The sequence below is a fragment of the Chelatococcus caeni genome, assembly GCF_014196925.1.
In the GTDB taxonomy this organism is placed as follows: Bacteria; Pseudomonadota; Alphaproteobacteria; order Rhizobiales; family Beijerinckiaceae; genus Chelatococcus_A; species Chelatococcus_A caeni.
In genome coordinates this window covers 183,005-198,319 of sequence record NZ_JACIEN010000001.1, presented here as the reverse complement: position 1 = coordinate 198,319, position 15,315 = coordinate 183,005, and the positions used below count along the sequence as shown (strand labels likewise).

Genomic DNA, 15,315 nt, shown 5'->3' with positions numbered 1-15,315 from the left:
AACCGTGCCTCGTCGATGGACCAGGAGCGCAACGAAAGATCCCCCATGGCGGTGCGCCGTCTCGACCCCATCCTGATCGACCGCATCGCCGCCGGCGAGGTGATCGAGCGGCCGGCTGCGGCCGTGAAGGAGCTCGTCGAGAACGCGCTCGATGCCGGGGCCGCGACGGTCGAGGTGGTGATCGAGGCCGGCGGGCGGCGCCTCATCCGCGTCAGCGACGACGGCGCGGGCATGACGCGCGAGGACCTCGTCCTCGCCGTCGAGCGCCACGCCACCTCCAAGCTGCCGACCGGCGACCTCTTCGCCATCGCGACCCTCGGCTTCCGGGGCGAGGCGCTGCCGTCCATCGGCGCCGTCGCCCGCCTGTCGATCACGACGCGCCACCGGGACGAGCCGCACGGCTGGGAGATCGTGGTCGATGCCGGCGTCAAGCACGAGCCGCGGCCCGCCGCCGCCGTGCGCGGCACGCGCATCGAGGTCACCGACCTCTTCGCCGCCACGCCGGCCCGCCTCAAGTTCCTCAAGACCGACAGGGCGGAGGCCCAGGCCGTCGCCGAGACGGTGAAGCGCCTCGCCATGGCGCACCCCAACGTGCGCTTCGTGCTCGCCGGCGACAATCTCTCGCCGCTCGACCTGCCGGCGGAGGGGGATGACGAGGAGGCACGCCTCAGGCGCATCACGCGCCTCATCGGCCCCGATTTCGCGCCCAACGCCCTGCCCGTCTCGGCGAGCCGCGAGGGCATCGACCTCGAGGGCTTCGTCAGCCTGCCGACCTACCACCGCGGCACGGCGGCGCATGTCCACACCACGGTCAACGGCCGGCCGGTGCGCGACAAGCTCATCCTCGGCGCCATCCGCGGGGCCTATATGGATTTCCTGCCGCGCGACCGGCACCCGGCGCTGGCGCTCGCCATCACCTGCGATCCGCGCGTCGTCGACGTCAATGTGCATCCCGCCAAGACGGAGGTGCGCTTCCGCGACGGCGGCCTCGTGCGCGGACTCGTCGTCGGCGCCCTCAAGGAGGCACTGACGCGGGCCGGCCACCGGGCGACGACCACGGGGGGCCTGCGGACGCTGGAAGCGGTGCGGCCCGCCCTCGGCCCATCGCCTGCGGCCGTAATGCCGCGCGCTGTCCCCTCGCCCATGCTGCAGCAGCGCGAGCCGCCCCCCGCCGCCTGGCGCGGCTGGCAGGCCCCGCTCGCCGGGCTCGACGAACCGGGACAGCCGACGCTGGGCGACCTCGCCGGGCCGTCCGCCGATGCGCGGGCGGATGCCATGGCGCCGGAGGCGGAAGCGCTGGCGCAGCCGCTCGGCGCCGCCCGCGCGCAACTGCACGAGAACTACATCATCGCGCAGACCCAAGACGGCGTCGTCATCGTCGACCAGCACGCGGCGCACGAGCGGCTCGTCTACGAACGGCTGAAGCGCGAGCGCGCCGCCACGGGCATCACGCGGCAACTGCTCCTCATCCCGGAGATCGTCGAGCTCGACCCCGTCGAGGCCGACAGGCTGCTCGCCCATGCCGAGACGCTGGAGGCGCTCGGCCTCGTCGTCGAGGGCTTCGGGCACGGCGCCGTTGCCGTGCGCGAGGTGCCGGCGGCGCTCGCAGGCGGGGCGATCAAGCCACTCGTCCGCGATGTCGCCGACGCCCTGACGGAATGGGGCGATGCGCGCGCGCTCGAAGAGCGCCTCGACCATGTGCTCGCCACCATGGCCTGCCACGGCTCGGTGCGCTCGGGCCGCAGGCTGCGCGCGGAGGAGATGAACGCCCTCCTGCGCGAGATGGAGGCGACCCCGCATTCCGGCCAGTGCAACCACGGCCGGCCGACCTATGTCGAGCTCAAGCTGGCCGATATCGAGCGCCTCTTCGGCCGCCGCTGAACTCAATCGACTTCGATCGCAGTGATGGCGCCGGCCCCATGCCGGGGCCTGCCGTCGGTCCCCGCCTCGGCGGCGGGGGCGACGCCGCAACATCGATCGACGGCCTGCGGCCTTATCCAGCCCCATCCGCATTCACCGGTCCCTGGCGCAGGGACGATCGTTCGCCGATCCTCCGACATCTCGCACGCCAGCTTCCCGATGGGGAAATAATACATTTCCCAATCGAGCATGAGCAACGTCTGGACAAACCACAGATCTCTGCTAGTTTCCGCCCCGTCGACGCGCGATATACTGCTTATATGAGAACGCCAGAACGCAATACAACGCTCCGATTCGTAGATAATATTCGAATACTTAATTTCTTCATCTATTTAGATATCACCAACACATATAATCGAAAGGAAATTACCATGGGTTGCTGCATCAGAGTTTGCCGTCCTGCGCCTGTCATGTGCCCGCCGGTGTGCCTGCCCAAGTGCCCACCGCCTCCGCCTCCTCCTCCGCCTCCGCCGCCGCCTCCTCCTCCGCCGCCACCTCCTCCTCCGCCGCCGCCGCCTCCTCCTCCGCCGCCGCCTCCGCCGCCCAAGCCGTGCCCATGCCCGCCGAAGCCGCAGTGCCCACCGCCGCCGCCCAAGCCGGGTCCGTGCCCGCCCAAGCCGCAGTGCCCGCCGACGCCGCCCAAGCCGGGCCCATGCCCGCCGAAGCCGGAGTGCCCGCCGGCGCCGCCCAAGCCGTGCCCGCCGAAGAACTGCGGCTGTGACGACAAGGGCCTCAAGAAGTTACAAAACGATATCAAGAATACGCTCGAGAACTTCAGAAAGGAGATCAGCGACTTTTCCGAGAAGCTCGCCGAGCTGTTCGGCAAGGGCAATCGTCGCAAGTGCCACAACAAGTGCGATCACCATAACAAGAACGACATCGGCAACCTCCTCGCGAGGCTCCTCATCGGCCTGAAGCTTTCGGCGTAAGGACATTGTCCTCCGGAGCGGGACAGATCCCGCTCCGGACTATTTCCGGTCGCCGACCCGAGCTCCGCCTCGGTGATCGCGCCGATCACGACGCACCGGCCGTCGCAGGACAGCGACGGCCGGTGCGTCGTTTCTTGCTGTTCGTCCTGAGGCGACGCGCCGGTGCGGTCGTTGGAAGCCCTTCGGAGCGCGAGGCCGCTGCTTCACGCGCGGGCGATGTTGCCTGGTTCCTCGACGCCGCCGGCTAAGCGCATGACGAGCGCTTTGGTGTCGCCGTACTGCCGCTCCTCGAGCAGTTCGAAGCCCTCTGGCGGAACGAAGGGCGCCGATGCCGCCTCCTCCACGACCACCAGCGCGTCCGGCGCCAGCCAGCCACCTTCGCGGGCGCTCGTGAGCGCACGCTCCGCGAGGCCCTTGCCGTAGGGTGGGTCGCAGAAGACGAGCGAAAAGGGCTCGAGGGGCTTTGCGGGACCGAGCTTCGTCGCGTCGCGCCGGAAGATGCGCGTCAGTCCGGCAGCGCCGAGCGCATCGACATTGGCGCGGATCACGCCCCGCGCCTCGGCGCCGTTGTCGACGAGAAGCGCAAAGGCCGCGCCGCGCGACACGGCCTCCAGCCCCATGGCGCCGGTGCCGGCGAAGAGATCGAGCACCCGCGCCCCCGCGACGGGGTCGTCATAGGCGTGGGTCAGCACGTTGAAGAGGGCTTCGCGCAGCCGGTCGGAGGTCGGCCGGATGGCCTCGCTCCTCGGTCCGGCGAGCGCGCGGCCCTTGAACCGCCCGGCGACGATGCGCATGGCGCCGCCCCTCAGCCCCTGCGCGGGCCGGACGGCTTGCGCGGGCCGCCGGGACGCGGCGGACGCCCGCCGGGCTTGCCGCCGGGCCTTTCACCGGCCGGCTTGCCGCCAGTGGGTTTGCCGCCGAAGGGCCTGGCACCCGAAGGCTTGCCGCCGAAGGGCTTGGCGCCGAAGGACTTGGTTCCGAAGGACTTGCCCGGCCGCTTTCCGCCAGCCGGCCTGTCGGACCGCTCGTCGCCGCTCCTGTCGAACCGCGCGGCCGCGCCGGCGCGGCCGCGCGGCGCGGGACGGTCACCGGTCGGACGACGCGGCGGCCTGTCGTCGGTCCATGCCCGGTCGGCACCACCGCGACCTGCGCGTCCGCCCTCCGCCGGCCCGCGGCGGCGCGGCAGGGGTGCCTCGCGCGCCGGCTCCTCGGCGTGGCTCACGATGCGCTCGACCAGCACCTTGCGGCCGCGGGCGTCGGCGATGCGGCCGGCACGGGCATGTTCCTTCTCCGCGCTCGCCTGGCGCTCGGCCCTGGGGTCGGCCCCGCGGCGCGGCGGACGCGCACGGCCGCCCGTGCCCTCGTCGGCACGCCACACGCTGCGGCCCTTCGTCTCCTCCCGCCGTGCAGCCTCCTTCGGCTCCGCCGCGGGGGCGCGGCGGGCGTCCGCCGGCCTGCGGGTTCGTCCCGGCCGCTCGACGATGTCGGTGTCCGGCGCGAAGACCGGCGCCTCGAAGTCCGTTCCCGCTTCCGCCGCCAGCTTGTCGCCGAGCTGGTCCTTCAGCACGCGCGTGCGCACCTCCTCGACGGCCCCCTCGCCGAGGTCGCCGAGTTGGAAGGGGCCGAAGGAGACGCGGATGAGCCGGTTCACGCGGAGCCCGAGGTGCTCGAGGATGCGCTTGACCTCGCGGTTCTTGCCCTCGCGCAGGCCGAGCGTCAGCCAGACGTTGTCGCCCTGCTGGCGCTCGAGCCGCGCCTCGACGGGGCCGTAGTGCATGCCCTCGATGGTGACGCCGTCGGCGAGGCGATCGAGCGCCGCCTGGTCCGTCTCACCATAGGCGCGCACGCGATAGCGCCGCAGCCAGCCGGTGTCGGGATGGGCGAGGACGCGCGCGAGGCCGCCGTCGTTGGTGATGAGCAGCAGCCCCTCGGTATTGATGTCGAGCCGGCCGATGGCGACGACGCGCGGCAGATCCTGCGGCAGGGCGTCGAAGACCGTCGGCCGTCCTTCCGGGTCACGCGCCGTCGTCACGAGGCCGCGCGTCTTGTGGTAGAGCCACAGGCGCGTGCGCTCGCGCGTCGGCATCGGCGTTCCGTCGATCGTCACCCGGTCCTCGGGGCCGATCAGCGTCGCCGGCGTGTCGATGGCCTTGCCGTTCACGGCGACGCGCCCGGCGCGGATGATCTCCTCCGCATCCCGGCGCGAGGCGACGCCGGCGCGCGCCATGATCTTGGCGATGCGCTGGCGCCCGTCGCGATCGGGCAGGACCTCGCGCTGGGCCGCGGCTCGCGCCGGCCGGCGCGGCGCGGCATCGCGCATTTCCTCGCGTCCGGGGCGCGCCTTGCGCATCAGGGGGCGGTCGCCCTCCTCACCGGCGGGGCGGCGAGGCGCCCTGTCGCCGGCTCCCCGGTCAGCGAAACTCTTGCCGGCGGGACCTTTACCGGCAGGCCCCTTGCCGGCATAACCCTTGCCAGCCGGGCGCTTGCCCGCCGGGCCTCTCCCGGCCGGACCCTTGCCGCCGGTGCGGCGCGGGCCGCGATGATCATCAGACTTGTCGTTCATGGCGCGGTGATAGCAGAGTGCAGGCAGCGAAGCGAGGAGGAGCATCGGGCTTCGACATGAATAACAGCGCGCGCACGGATGCGATGGCCATCGCCCTCGCCGAGGCCGAGGCGGCGGCGGCGCGCGGCGAGGTGCCGGTCGGCGCGGTCGTCGTCCGCGACGGCCTCGTGCTCGCCCGCGCCGGCAACCGTACGCGCGAGCTCAACGACCCGTCCGCCCATGCCGAGATGCTCGCCATCCGCGCGGCCTGCGGCGTGCTGGCCGACGAGCGGCTCACCGGCTGCGACCTCTACGTGACGCTGGAGCCGTGCCCCATGTGCGCGGCCGCCATTTCCTTCGCCCGCATCCGCCGGCTCTATTTCGGCGCCGGCGATCCGAAGGGCGGCGCCGTCGAGAACGGCGTCAGGCTCTATGCCTCCCCCACCTGCCACCACGCGCCGGAGGTCTACGGCGGCATCCGCGAGAGCGAGGCCGCGCGCCTGCTCAAGGACTTCTTCCGCGAACGGCGCTGATCAGGTCGCGAGCAGCCACGCGCCCGCCGCGATAAGGGCCGCACCGGCCACGCGCGCCAGCAGCGCGCCGAACGGCAGCACCTTCTCGCCGAGCACCAGGATGGCGAGCCCCGCCACCCACAGCAGGTTCATCACGCCGCCGACGAACAGGAGAACCATCAGCGCCACGCAGCAGCCGATGCAGTAGAGGCCGTGCCGCAGCCCGAGCGCGAAGGCCCCGCCGGGATCACGCCGGAAGCCGCCGCGCGACTGGATGAACACGAGAGGAGAGCGGCATTTGCTGAGGCAGGCGCCCTTCAGCGGCGTGAACTGGTAGAGCCCGGCCGCGATCAGCACGAGCCCGCCCATGCCGCGACTCGCGAGCGCCGCCATCGGCGTGAGCAGCGCCAGGCTCTGCAGCGTCCATTGCGCGGTCGTGGCGAGAAGCGAGAACAGCGCCCAGGCGGCGAGATAGCCGCCCGCGAACCAGCCGGTGGCGGCGAAAGGCTTGCCCGAGGCCTCGGCCTGCCGGCCGACGCGCGCATAGAGCAGCAGCATGGGAGCGGCCGACGGCAGCATCATGCCCACCATCATCACGAACCACATCGTGGCCATCAGCGCCGCCTCGCCCGGCCGCCACGGCGCGAGGGCGGGTGCGAGCGGCGCCTTCGGCGTCCCCATGTCCATGCCGCCCATGTCCATGGTTTTATCCATGGTCTTGTCCATGGTGCCGCTCATGTCCATGCCGGCGTGGCTACCCGTCGGCGCCTCCGTGCCCGGCGCGGCGGGCATGGTGTGGCCCATGTTGCCATGATCCATGCCGGCGTGATCCATGCCGCCGTGGTCCATGGCCGCTGCCAGCCACGCCAGATAGGCCCAGGCGAGGAGGACGACGACCGTGAGGGTGGCGATGACGACCGCCCTGTCGCGCTTCAGCACGCTCTCGAGGGAGACAATCCGTCCGTTGCTCATGGCGTGCTCTCGGCCACTGTCGGGACGGGGCGAGGGGCAGGGTCGGCGGACAGGTCGAGGCGGGCGAAAAGGCCGTGGGCATCCGTGAGGCGCATGGGCATGGGACCGGACATGCGCGTCCAGCCGCGCCCGACCTCGGCCTGCCGGTGCTCGAAACCCTCCGGCATGTCGACGCGCACGCGGCGGACACGGCCCGACCCGTCGTGGAGCGGCTCGCCCCGGCTGTCGATGACGCCCGGAACGACGACGGCGGCGCGGCGCTGATCGATATCGATCTCGAACTCGATGGCCGAAAACAGCGGCCCGTGCCGCGTCTCGACGGTGGCCGCGAAGATGCGGAAGAAATCAGCGCCGGGGCTGGCATCCTCGCCGCCCATGATGCGCATGAGGGCGGCCCGCTGGTCGGGGGCGGCCCGTTCATCGATGACGGTGAGCACCTGGCCGCCGCCCTCGCTGATGGCGCCCGGCCAGGAGAAGGCGACGACGGCCTTGAGGCGGTCGAGCGCAACGGAACCGTACCGGCCCTCGTCGATCTCGAAGGCAGCCACGCCACGGCACGGGCCGTGAGAAGGCAGCATATCGAACTGGTAGGGGCAGTCGTGGGCGCAGTTGAAGTTGACGAAGAAACGAGCCCTGATCGACCACTCGACGGCGTCAGCCATCGCACCCTCCCGGTCGCAGCCCTCTAGTTTTTATTTATTTTAACATAAATTACGCGTGGCGACAGAAGACAGCCGGCAAGACGATGCCCGAAACACGGGCACCCGGTAACGAAAACGAGAGGTCGGGTTTTGAGCGCCCGACCGGCTTCATCCCGCCAGCGCGCGCGGGCGCGGGCCGCCGGTCGCCCAGTCGATGAGCTCCACCGTATGCACGACGGGAACCGGCCGGCCGCGGTCGGCGAAGCCCTTGCCGATCTGCGTCATGCAGCCGATGTTGCCGGTCGCGACGATGGTCGCGCCGGTCCTCTCGATGTTGTCGACCTTGCGTTCTCTCAGCTGCCCGGCGATCTCGGGCTGCAGGATGTTGTAGGTACCGGCCGAGCCGCAGCAGATGTGGCCTTCCGGCACGTCCTTCACGGCAAAGCCCGCCTTGCGCAGCAATTTCTTCGGCTCCTCGCGGATCTGCTGGCCGTGCTGCATGGAGCAGGCGGAGTGATAGGCGACGGTGAGATTACCTACGTCGGTCTGCGGCGCGAGCGGCAGCGTGGCGAGATATTCGGTGATGTCCTTCGCGAGCTCCGACACCCGGCGGGCCTTGTCGGCATAGGCCGGATCGTCGCGGAACATGAAGCCGTAGTCCTTGATCGTGGTGCCGCAGCCCGAGGCCGTGATGATGATGGCGTCGAGCCCGCCCCCCTCGATCTCGCGCGTCCAGGCGTCGATGTTGCGCCGTGCGAAGGCATGGCCCGCCGCCTCGCGCCCCATGTGATGGACGAGCGCGCCGCAGCAGCCCTCCCCTTCCGCCAGCACCACCTCGACCCCGTGGCGGTTGAGCAGGCGGATGGTGGCGGCGTTGATGCCGGGGTCGAGCACCGGCTGGGCGCAGCCGGACAGCAGGGCGACCCGTCCGCGCCGTGGCCCCTCGGCCGGATGGACGGTGCGGTATTCGCTCTCCCCGGCAGGCAAGGCGGCGGGCGCGAGCTCCAGCATCGCCGAAAGCCTCGCGCCGACGCCCGGCAGGCGCGCGACGGTGCCACGCAAGGGCTTTGCGAGGCGCGCGGCGATCAGGGCGGCGCGGAAACGGGCGGGATAGGGCAGCACGGCGGCGAGCAGCGTGCGCACCAGCCTGTCGTGCCACGGGCGCCGGTAGGTCTCCTCGATATGGGCGCGGGCGTGGTCGACGAGGTGCATGTAATGGACGCCCGAGGGGCAGGTCGTCATGCACGACAGGCACGACAGGCAGCGGTCGACGTGCTTCGTCACCTCCTGCGTCGCCGGCTTGCCGCTCTCCAGCATCTCCTTGATGAGGTAGATGCGCCCGCGCGGGGAATCGAGCTCGTCGCCGAGCAGGAGATAGGTGGGGCAGGTCGCCGTGCAGAAGCCGCAGTGCACGCAGGTGCGCAGGATCTTTTCAGATTCCTGCATCTCAGGGGTCGTCAGCTGCTCGGGGCGAAAGTTGGTCTGCATCTAGATCCCGGCATACATGCGGCCGGGCTCGAAAATCCCGGCAGGGTCGACGGCGCGCTTCACGCCCTCGCTCACGCGCATCAGCGGCGCGGCGAGCGGCTGGAAGGGCTGGAGCGCCGCCCGGATATCGGCCGGCGCGCGCCACAAGGTGGCGTGGCCGCCGTGCGGGGCAAGCGCTTCGCGGATCATCGCGGCGCCACAGTCCCCCGCCGCCGGCACCGACAGCCAGACGAGGCCGCCGCCCCAGTCGAAGAAGAAGCGGGCATCGCCCAGGCCGGCAACGGCCGCGACGACGCGCGGGCCGGCCGTCGGCACCGTGGACAGCCGCCAGACGGCATGCTCGCGCGGCTCGGCGAGGAAGCGGACGTCGCGCACATCCTGCCACAGGCGCCGCGCCTCGGCTGCGTCGACGATGCGCTCGGCGGGGCCGTAGGCGGCAAGGAGATGGCGCAATTCGCCGACGCGATAGTCCACCGACGGCGAGAAGCCCTCGATGCGCAGGACGGTGCGCGCCCGCTCGCCGGCAAGGCCGGCCGGCAGGTGCGCCGCGCCGGTGATCTCGAAGGGCGAGCCGAGCGCCGCATTGAGCGCATCGACGCCGCGCGCATCGTCGAGGCCGTCGATGGCGAGGGTCGCCGAGCGCTCGGCCTTGGGCTGCACCTTGAAGGTGACCTCCGTCAGGAGCCCGAGCGTGCCCCACGCGCCGGCGGCGAGCTTGACGAGATCGAGGCCGGTGACGTTCTTCATCACCCGCCCGCCCGACTTCACCACCTCGCCGCGCCCGTTGACGAAGCGCACGCCGATCATGGCATCGCGGCAGGCCCCGGCCATGATGCGGCGTGGACCGGAGAGATTGGTTGCGGCGAGCCCGCCGACCGTCGCCTCGCCCTCGCTGCCGAGCAGCACGCGTGCATCCGCCGGCTCGAAGGGCAGCATCTGGCCGCGCTCCGCCAGCGTGCGCTCGATCTCCGCGAGCGGCGTCCCGGCGCGGGCGGCGATGACGAGCTCGGCCGGCTCGTAGAGCGTGATGCCGGTGAGCGCCTTGGTCGACAGCGTCGCCTCGGCATTCACCGGCCGGCCGACGGCCGCCTTCGTGCCGCCGCCGCGGATGACGAGCGGGCGAGCGGCCGCCGCGCAGGCCGCGACGAGCGCGGCCGCCTCCTGTTCGTTCTCGGGCGTCAGCACCGTCTCGGAGATGGTGGCGGACCTTGGCAGCGTCATTGCACCACCCGACCGTCGAGCGGGAAGACCTTGGCCGGATTGAGCAGCCACGCCGGATCGAAGACGCCGCGGATGCGCATCTGCTGCACGAGATCGACCTCGGAATACTGGTGCCGCATGAGATCGCGCTTCTCGATGCCGACGCCGTGCTCGCCGGTGAGGCAGCCGCCCACCTCGACGCAGAGCTTGAGGATGTCGGCACCGGCCGCCTCCGCCTTCTCGAGCTCGCCCGGCTTGTTGATGTCGTAGAGCACGAGCGGGTGCAGGTTGCCGTCCCCGGCATGGAAGATGTTGGCGACGCCGAGGCCGTAGCCGGTGCAGATCTCGCTGATGCGCTTCAGCACATGGGGCAACTGGCCGGTCGGGATGGTGCCGTCCATGCACAGATAATCGGCGATGCGGCCCATGGCGCCGAAGGCGGACTTGCGGCCCTTCCAGATGGCGGCGCTCTCGGCTTCCGAGCGCGAGACGCGCAGCGCCTTGGGCGAGAAGCGTTCGGCGATGGCGACGATGCGCTTCAGCGCGTCCTCGATCTCGGCCTCCGAGCCCTCCACCTCGATGATGAGCAGCGCCTCGACGTCGAGCGGATAACCCGCATGGGCGAAGGCCTCGCACACCTTGATGGCCGGCCGGTCCATGAATTCGAGCGCCACGGGGATGATGCCGGCCCCGATGATGGCCGCGACGCAGGCGCCCGCCGTCTCCACCGAATCGAAGCCCATCAGCGCCGGGCGCGCGCCCTCCGCCTGGCGCAGGATGCGCACGGTCGCCTCCGTGATCACGCCGAGCTGGCCTTCCGAACCGCAGACGAGGCCGAGCATGTCATAGCCCGGCGCGTCGAGATGGGCGCCGCCGATCTCGATAACCGTGCCGTCGAGCAGCACCATGGTGACGCCGAGCAGGTTGTTGGTGGTGACACCGTACTTGAGGCAGTGGGCGCCGCCCGAATTCATGGCGATGTTGCCGGCGATCGTGCAGGCGAGCTGGGACGAGGGATCCGGCGCATAGAAGAAGCCCTCGTGCGCCACCGCCTGGCTGATGGCGAGATTGGTGATGCCGGCCTGGACGCGCGCCGTGCGGTTGACGAAATCGATGTCGATCACGCGGTTCATCTTGGCGATGCCGAGGACGACCGCATCCTCCTGGGGGATCGCACCGCCGGCGAGCGAGGTGCCGGCCCCGCGCGGCACCACCTTGACGCCCTCGGCATGGCAGAAGCGCAGCACGGCCGCGACCTCCTCCGTCGTCGAGGGCAGGACAACCGCGAGCGGCATCTGACGGTAGGCGGTGAGGGCATCGGTCTCGAAGGCGCGGCGCTCATCCTCGGAGGTGATGACCGCCTCGGCCGGCAGCAGGCGCGCAAGGCCGGCGATGATGGCCTCGCGCCGCCCCAGAACCGCCGCATCCGGCGCGGGAAAAGCGATGGTCGTCACGGCATCCTCCCTGCGTGCCCGAGAGAGCACCATGTGATCCTCCCCCGCACGGGGGGAGGTGGCGCTGCGCAGCAGCGACGGAGGGGCCTGGCGCCCGAGACGGTGAGCGTTGTTCCCGGCGGGAACCCACCCGTCTCGGTCCTTCGGACCGATCCACCCTCCCCTCAAGGGGAGGGATCAAGCCCACCTGCTCCGTACAACCTGCACAGCAAACCTTATCGAGAATCACTTTAATCGATTGACAATCCTTTGCCAGCGCGACTGAAAGCAGCAAGATTGTTTCGCTTTCGGAAAAAGTTGGGGGCATGCGGTGGACCATCTCGGCGATCTCGACGTCTTTGCCCGCGTCGTCGCGGCCAAGGGCATGTCGGCGGCCGGCCGAGAGCTCGGCCTGTCGCCGGCCGTCATCTCCAAACGCATCCGGCGGCTGGAGGAGCGGCTCGGCGTGCGTCTCCTGCAGCGTACGACGCGCCAGATCGCGCTGACGGACATCGGCCAGGGCTTCTACGAGCGGGTCGTCGCCATCCTCGCCGCGGTGGAGGAGGCGGAGGGCTGGGCGACGAGCGGCGCGGAGACGGCGCGCGGCGTGCTGCGCGTCTCGGCGCCGACCTCCTTCGGGCGCATGCACATCGCCCCGCATGTCAAGCGCTTCCTCGACGAGCATCCGGGCGTGACCGTCGACCTCGAGCTGTCGGATGCCTTCGTGGACGTAGTGGCGGAAGGGTTCGACGTTGCAGTGCGCATCGCTGATCTCGCCGATTCCAGCCTCGTCGCCCGCCGGCTCGCGCCGAACCACCGCCTGCTCTGCGCCACGCCCGGCTATCTTGCCGCGCACGGGCGGCCGCAGGGCGTGGAGGACCTCGCCCGCCATACGCTTCTCGCCCACAACACCGACCATTGGCGGCTCGAAGGGCCGCAGGGCCTCGTCTCGATCAAGGTCACCGGCCCGCTCAGGACCAATTCGAGCGAGGTGGTGCGCGAGGCGGTGCTGGCCGGCATCGGCATCGCCCTGCGCTCGACCTGGGACATCGGTCCGGAACTCGAGGACGGGCGGCTCGAGGCCGTGCTGCCCGGCTGGCGCGGGGTGAGCCGCGTCGGCATCTACGCCGTCTATCCGAGCCGCCGCCACCTGCAGCCGAAGGTGCGCGCCTTCATCGACTTCCTCGCCGCGCTCTACGGGCCACGGCCCTACTGGGACGCCGGCCTCGGCCTGCCCGACGAAGCGGCATGAGCGACATTTCTCCCCTCCCCCTTGCGGGGAGGGGAATGAGCCGCGGCCTTCCAAACGCAATCGATCAAGGATGATCCTCCCCCGCATGGCGGCGGCGGATGCGGCGCACGACGAGCCAGACGGCGAGGACGGCGAGCGGCACGGCCGCCGCGGTGGCGATGCCGGGGTCCGGCACCGGCAAGCCGGCGTCCTTGGCGCCCTTGGCGAGATAGCCGAGAAGGCCGACGACGTAATAGCTGATAGCCGCGACCGAGAGCCCTTCCACCGTCTGCTGCAGGCGCAGCTGCAGGCGCGTGCGGTTGTTCATGGCGACGAGGAGGTCGCGGTTCTGCTGCTCGATCTCGACGTCGACGCGGGTGCGCAGCAGCGTCGCCGCGCGGGCGAGCTTGCGCGAGAGATTGGCCTGGCGCTCCTCGAGCGTGTTCGCCGTGCGCATGGCCGGCGCGAGGCGCCGGGCGAGGAAGGCGGCCCAGGTCGGCAGGCCCTCGTAGGGCTCTTCCCCGATGACGTCGAGCCGCTGCTGCACGATGCGGTCATAGGCGCGGCTCGCGCCGAAGCGGTAGCTCGACGAGGCCGCCTCGGCCTCCGAGGCGGCGGCGAGCGCCGTCAACTCGTCGAGCAGGGCGGAATTCGCTGTCGCCCCCACCGTCTCGCGCATGGCGCGGGTGATGCGGGCAAGCTCCTCCTCCATCTGCCTGAGGCCGGGGGCGAGGCGCTGGGCCTCGGGCAGGCCGAGGAGGGCGAGCGTGCGGTAGGTCTCGATCTCGATGAGCCGCTGGGTCAGCGCGCCGGCGCGGGCGGGGGTCAGGTCGAGGTCGAGCACGAGGATGCGCACGGCGCCGCGCTCGTCGGGGCGGAAATCCGTCGCCGCCAGCGCCGCCCCGCCGTCCATGATGGAGGCGGCGAGCGAGGCCTGGTCGAAGATGTCCTCCAGCGACAGGGCCGCCGCCTCGGGCAGGAGATGCAGGTCGAGCGCGACGAGCAGCGGGCCCGGAGCCGGCAGCCCGCTCATCGGGGCATGCGGCCGCTCGACGGCGGCAAAGGGCGTCCTGTGGTCGCAGGCGATGCGCCACGTGTAGGTGATGAACTCGCTGTGCTGCTCCCAGCGCAGGTCGCCGCCGGACAGGGGCACGTGATGGAAGCGCGTGTCCGGCTGCGGTCCCGGCACGCCGCGGGCGAGGCAGAAGGCGCCGAGGCGCTCCCGGTCCTCGCGACATGCCGCCGCATCGGCCATGAAGGCGAAATGCATGAGCCGCGCCGGCGTCGCGAGCGGCACGAAAGGCCGCGCATGCATCTCGCCCAGAACCGCCGCCCGTAACGGATGCTCCTGCATCGCCCCTCCGGCCAAGATATCCCGGCTCGCCCCGTGCCCCAGCATGCGCGGCGCCGCGCAGCCCTGCAACCGCCGGATGGCTGCCGTGCCGCGCGTCGAGGCCGCTTGCAACCGGCGCAACGGTTCGTCATGTTCTCGAACCGTTTAGAAAGCCTCGAAGCTGAACCGCCGGGAGACCGCACGTGAGGGACATCCGCCCGTGACTGCCGAAGCCGCCCCCGAAGTCGCCCGCCCCGGGCCGCGCGTCGGCCTCTTCGTCACCTGCCTCGTCGATCTCATGCGGCCTTCGGTCGGCTTTGCCGCGGTGAAGCTGCTGGAGGATGCCGGCTGCATGGTCGAGGTGCCGGTGCAGACCTGCTGCGGCCAGCCCGCCTACAATTCCGGCGACCGCGGCACGACCCGCGCCCTGGCCGAGCAGGTCATCGAGAACTTCCGCGGCTTCGACTATGTGGTGGCGCCCTCGGGCTCGTGCGCCGGCATGATCAGGAAGCACTATCCCGAGCTCTTCCACGACGACCCCAACTGGCTTCCGCGGGCCAGCGATCTCGCCGCCCGCACCCATGAGCTGACGAGCTTTCTCGTCGACGTGCTCAAGGTCCGGCACGTCGAGGCGCGCTACGAGGGGCACGTGACCTATCACGATTCCTGCTCGGGCCTGCGCGAGCTCGGCGTCGCCCGCCAGCCGCGCCAGCTCCTGAAGACGGTCGCGGGCCTCGAGCTGGTCGAGATGCAGGAGAGCGACGTCTGCTGCGGTTTCGGCGGCACCTTCGCCGTGAAATACGGGGAAATCTCCGACGCCATCGTGACGAAGAAGGCGGAGAACATCACGGCCTCCGAGGCCGACACCCTGCTTGCGGGCGACCTCGGCTGCCTGATGAACATGGCGGGCAAGCTCGCCCGCGAGGGCAAGGCGACGAAGGTGCGGCACGTGGCCGAGGTGCTCGCGGGCATGACGGACGAGGCCCCCATCGCGGCCGCAGCGGCGCGGCGGAGCGGGAGCGCGTGAGCCCGGGCACACCACGGCACATTAGACTAAAGGCGAATTGCCCCTGATGCCGTCCCGTGGTGCCTCATCGTCCCGTGCTGCCGCCCT

At 71.0% G+C, this 15,315-nt stretch carries 14 protein-coding genes; 4 read left to right on the top strand and 10 right to left on the bottom strand.

Annotated elements, in window-relative coordinates; genetic code table 11:
• The first annotated feature begins 45 nt into the window (after positions 1 to 45).
• Entirely contained in the window at positions 46 to 1,881 is a 1,836-nt protein-coding gene (gene mutL, locus GGR16_RS01010) for a DNA mismatch repair endonuclease MutL (RefSeq protein ID WP_183315462.1), read from the top strand.
• 447 nt (positions 1,882 to 2,328) lie between these two features.
• Here the strand turns inward: mutL and GGR16_RS01005 are convergent, their stop codons facing one another.
• The 4 genes from GGR16_RS01005 to GGR16_RS00990 all read right to left on the bottom strand — a co-directional run bounded on the left by GGR16_RS01005 (position 2,329) and on the right by GGR16_RS00990 (position 5,199).
• Positions 2,329 to 2,478, bottom strand: a complete 150-nt coding sequence (locus GGR16_RS01005) for a hypothetical protein (protein WP_183315461.1) — start codon at positions 2,476 to 2,478, stop codon at positions 2,329 to 2,331.
• A gap of 182 nt (positions 2,479 to 2,660) precedes the next feature.
• Complete coding sequence (locus GGR16_RS01000; RefSeq protein ID WP_053193725.1) at positions 2,661 to 2,855, bottom strand: hypothetical protein; 195 nt, start codon at positions 2,853 to 2,855, stop codon at positions 2,661 to 2,663.
• A gap of 197 nt (positions 2,856 to 3,052) precedes the next feature.
• The gene (gene rsmD, locus GGR16_RS00995; protein ID WP_183315460.1) at positions 3,053 to 3,643 is read right to left on the bottom strand and encodes a 16S rRNA (guanine(966)-N(2))-methyltransferase RsmD; all 591 of its coding nucleotides are present in this window, start codon (positions 3,641 to 3,643) and stop codon (positions 3,053 to 3,055) included.
• 11 nt (positions 3,644 to 3,654) lie between these two features.
• A complete protein-coding gene (locus GGR16_RS00990) occupies positions 3,655 to 5,199 on the bottom strand; it encodes a pseudouridine synthase (protein WP_183315459.1) in 1,545 nt (514 codons plus the stop codon).
• Between the two features lie 269 nt (positions 5,200 to 5,468).
• Between GGR16_RS00990 and GGR16_RS00985 the strand changes: the two genes are divergently transcribed.
• On the top strand, positions 5,469 to 5,924 hold the full coding sequence (locus GGR16_RS00985; RefSeq protein WP_210289397.1) for a nucleoside deaminase: 456 nt from the start codon (positions 5,469 to 5,471) through the stop codon (positions 5,922 to 5,924).
• On the opposite strand, the gene GGR16_RS00980 is transcribed toward GGR16_RS00985, so the two are convergent.
• The 5 genes from GGR16_RS00980 to GGR16_RS00960 form a co-directional block, all read right to left on the bottom strand.
• Positions 5,925 to 6,875 carry a DUF2182 domain-containing protein gene (locus GGR16_RS00980; protein WP_183315458.1) on the bottom strand — a complete coding sequence of 317 codons (951 nt, stop codon included), beginning with the start codon at positions 6,873 to 6,875 and terminating at the stop codon, positions 5,925 to 5,927.
• Positions 6,872 to 7,537 carry a DUF1326 domain-containing protein gene (locus GGR16_RS00975; protein ID WP_183315457.1) on the bottom strand — a complete coding sequence of 222 codons (666 nt, stop codon included), beginning with the start codon at positions 7,535 to 7,537 and terminating at the stop codon, positions 6,872 to 6,874. Before GGR16_RS00975 ends, GGR16_RS00980 begins: the two co-directional genes overlap by 4 nt.
• Positions 7,538 to 7,684: 147 nt before the next feature.
• Entirely contained in the window at positions 7,685 to 9,004 is a 1,320-nt protein-coding gene (glcF, locus tag GGR16_RS00970) for a glycolate oxidase subunit GlcF (RefSeq protein WP_183315456.1), read from the bottom strand.
• A complete protein-coding gene (gene glcE, locus GGR16_RS00965) occupies positions 9,005 to 10,225 on the bottom strand; it encodes a glycolate oxidase subunit GlcE (RefSeq protein ID WP_183315455.1) in 1,221 nt (406 codons plus the stop codon).
• Entirely contained in the window at positions 10,222 to 11,691 is a 1,470-nt protein-coding gene (locus GGR16_RS00960) for an FAD-linked oxidase C-terminal domain-containing protein (RefSeq protein WP_183315454.1), read from the bottom strand. The genes glcE and GGR16_RS00960 overlap by 4 nt, the downstream gene beginning before the upstream one ends.
• Before the next feature lie 277 nt (positions 11,692 to 11,968).
• Here GGR16_RS00960 and GGR16_RS00955 point away from each other — a divergent pair, with 277 nt between their 5' ends.
• Positions 11,969 to 12,889, top strand: a complete 921-nt coding sequence (locus GGR16_RS00955) for a LysR substrate-binding domain-containing protein (RefSeq protein WP_183315453.1) — start codon at positions 11,969 to 11,971, stop codon at positions 12,887 to 12,889.
• A gap of 64 nt (positions 12,890 to 12,953) precedes the next feature.
• On the opposite strand, the gene GGR16_RS00950 is transcribed toward GGR16_RS00955, so the two are convergent.
• Positions 12,954 to 14,222, bottom strand: coding sequence for a DUF3422 family protein (locus GGR16_RS00950; RefSeq protein ID WP_183315452.1), 1,269 nt, complete (start codon positions 14,220 to 14,222; stop codon positions 12,954 to 12,956).
• Positions 14,223 to 14,421: 199 nt separating this feature from the next.
• On the opposite strand from GGR16_RS00950, the gene GGR16_RS00945 reads away from it, so the two are divergent.
• The gene (locus GGR16_RS00945) at positions 14,422 to 15,228 is read left to right on the top strand and encodes a heterodisulfide reductase-related iron-sulfur binding cluster (protein ID WP_183315451.1); all 807 of its coding nucleotides are present in this window, start codon (positions 14,422 to 14,424) and stop codon (positions 15,226 to 15,228) included.
• The last annotated feature ends 87 nt before the right edge of the window (positions 15,229 to 15,315 follow it).

Excerpts from the sequence above, each read along its gene's own strand:
- mutL (WP_183315462.1), top strand. The coding sequence starts at position 46 with ATGGCGGTGCGCCGTCTCGACCCCATCCTGATCGACCGCATCGCCGCC.
- GGR16_RS01005 (WP_183315461.1), bottom strand. The coding sequence starts at position 2,478 with ATGGGCACGGCTTGGGCGGCGGAGGCGGCGGCGGAGGAGGAGGCGGCG.
- GGR16_RS01000 (WP_053193725.1), bottom strand. The coding sequence starts at position 2,855 with ATGTCCTTACGCCGAAAGCTTCAGGCCGATGAGGAGCCTCGCGAGGAG.
- rsmD (WP_183315460.1), bottom strand. The coding sequence starts at position 3,643 with ATGCGCATCGTCGCCGGGCGGTTCAAGGGCCGCGCGCTCGCCGGACCG.
- GGR16_RS00990 (WP_183315459.1), bottom strand. The coding sequence starts at position 5,199 with ATGCGCAAGGCGCGCCCCGGACGCGAGGAAATGCGCGATGCCGCGCCG.
- GGR16_RS00985 (WP_210289397.1), top strand. The coding sequence starts at position 5,469 with ATGAATAACAGCGCGCGCACGGATGCGATGGCCATCGCCCTCGCCGAG.
- GGR16_RS00980 (WP_183315458.1), bottom strand. The coding sequence starts at position 6,875 with ATGAGCAACGGACGGATTGTCTCCCTCGAGAGCGTGCTGAAGCGCGAC.
- GGR16_RS00975 (WP_183315457.1), bottom strand. The coding sequence starts at position 7,537 with ATGGCTGACGCCGTCGAGTGGTCGATCAGGGCTCGTTTCTTCGTCAAC.
- glcF (WP_183315456.1), bottom strand. The coding sequence starts at position 9,004 with ATGCAGACCAACTTTCGCCCCGAGCAGCTGACGACCCCTGAGATGCAG.
- glcE (WP_183315455.1), bottom strand. The coding sequence starts at position 10,225 with ATGACGCTGCCAAGGTCCGCCACCATCTCCGAGACGGTGCTGACGCCC.
- GGR16_RS00960 (WP_183315454.1), bottom strand. The coding sequence starts at position 11,691 with ATGGTGCTCTCTCGGGCACGCAGGGAGGATGCCGTGACGACCATCGCT.
- GGR16_RS00950 (WP_183315452.1), bottom strand. The coding sequence starts at position 14,222 with ATGCAGGAGCATCCGTTACGGGCGGCGGTTCTGGGCGAGATGCATGCG.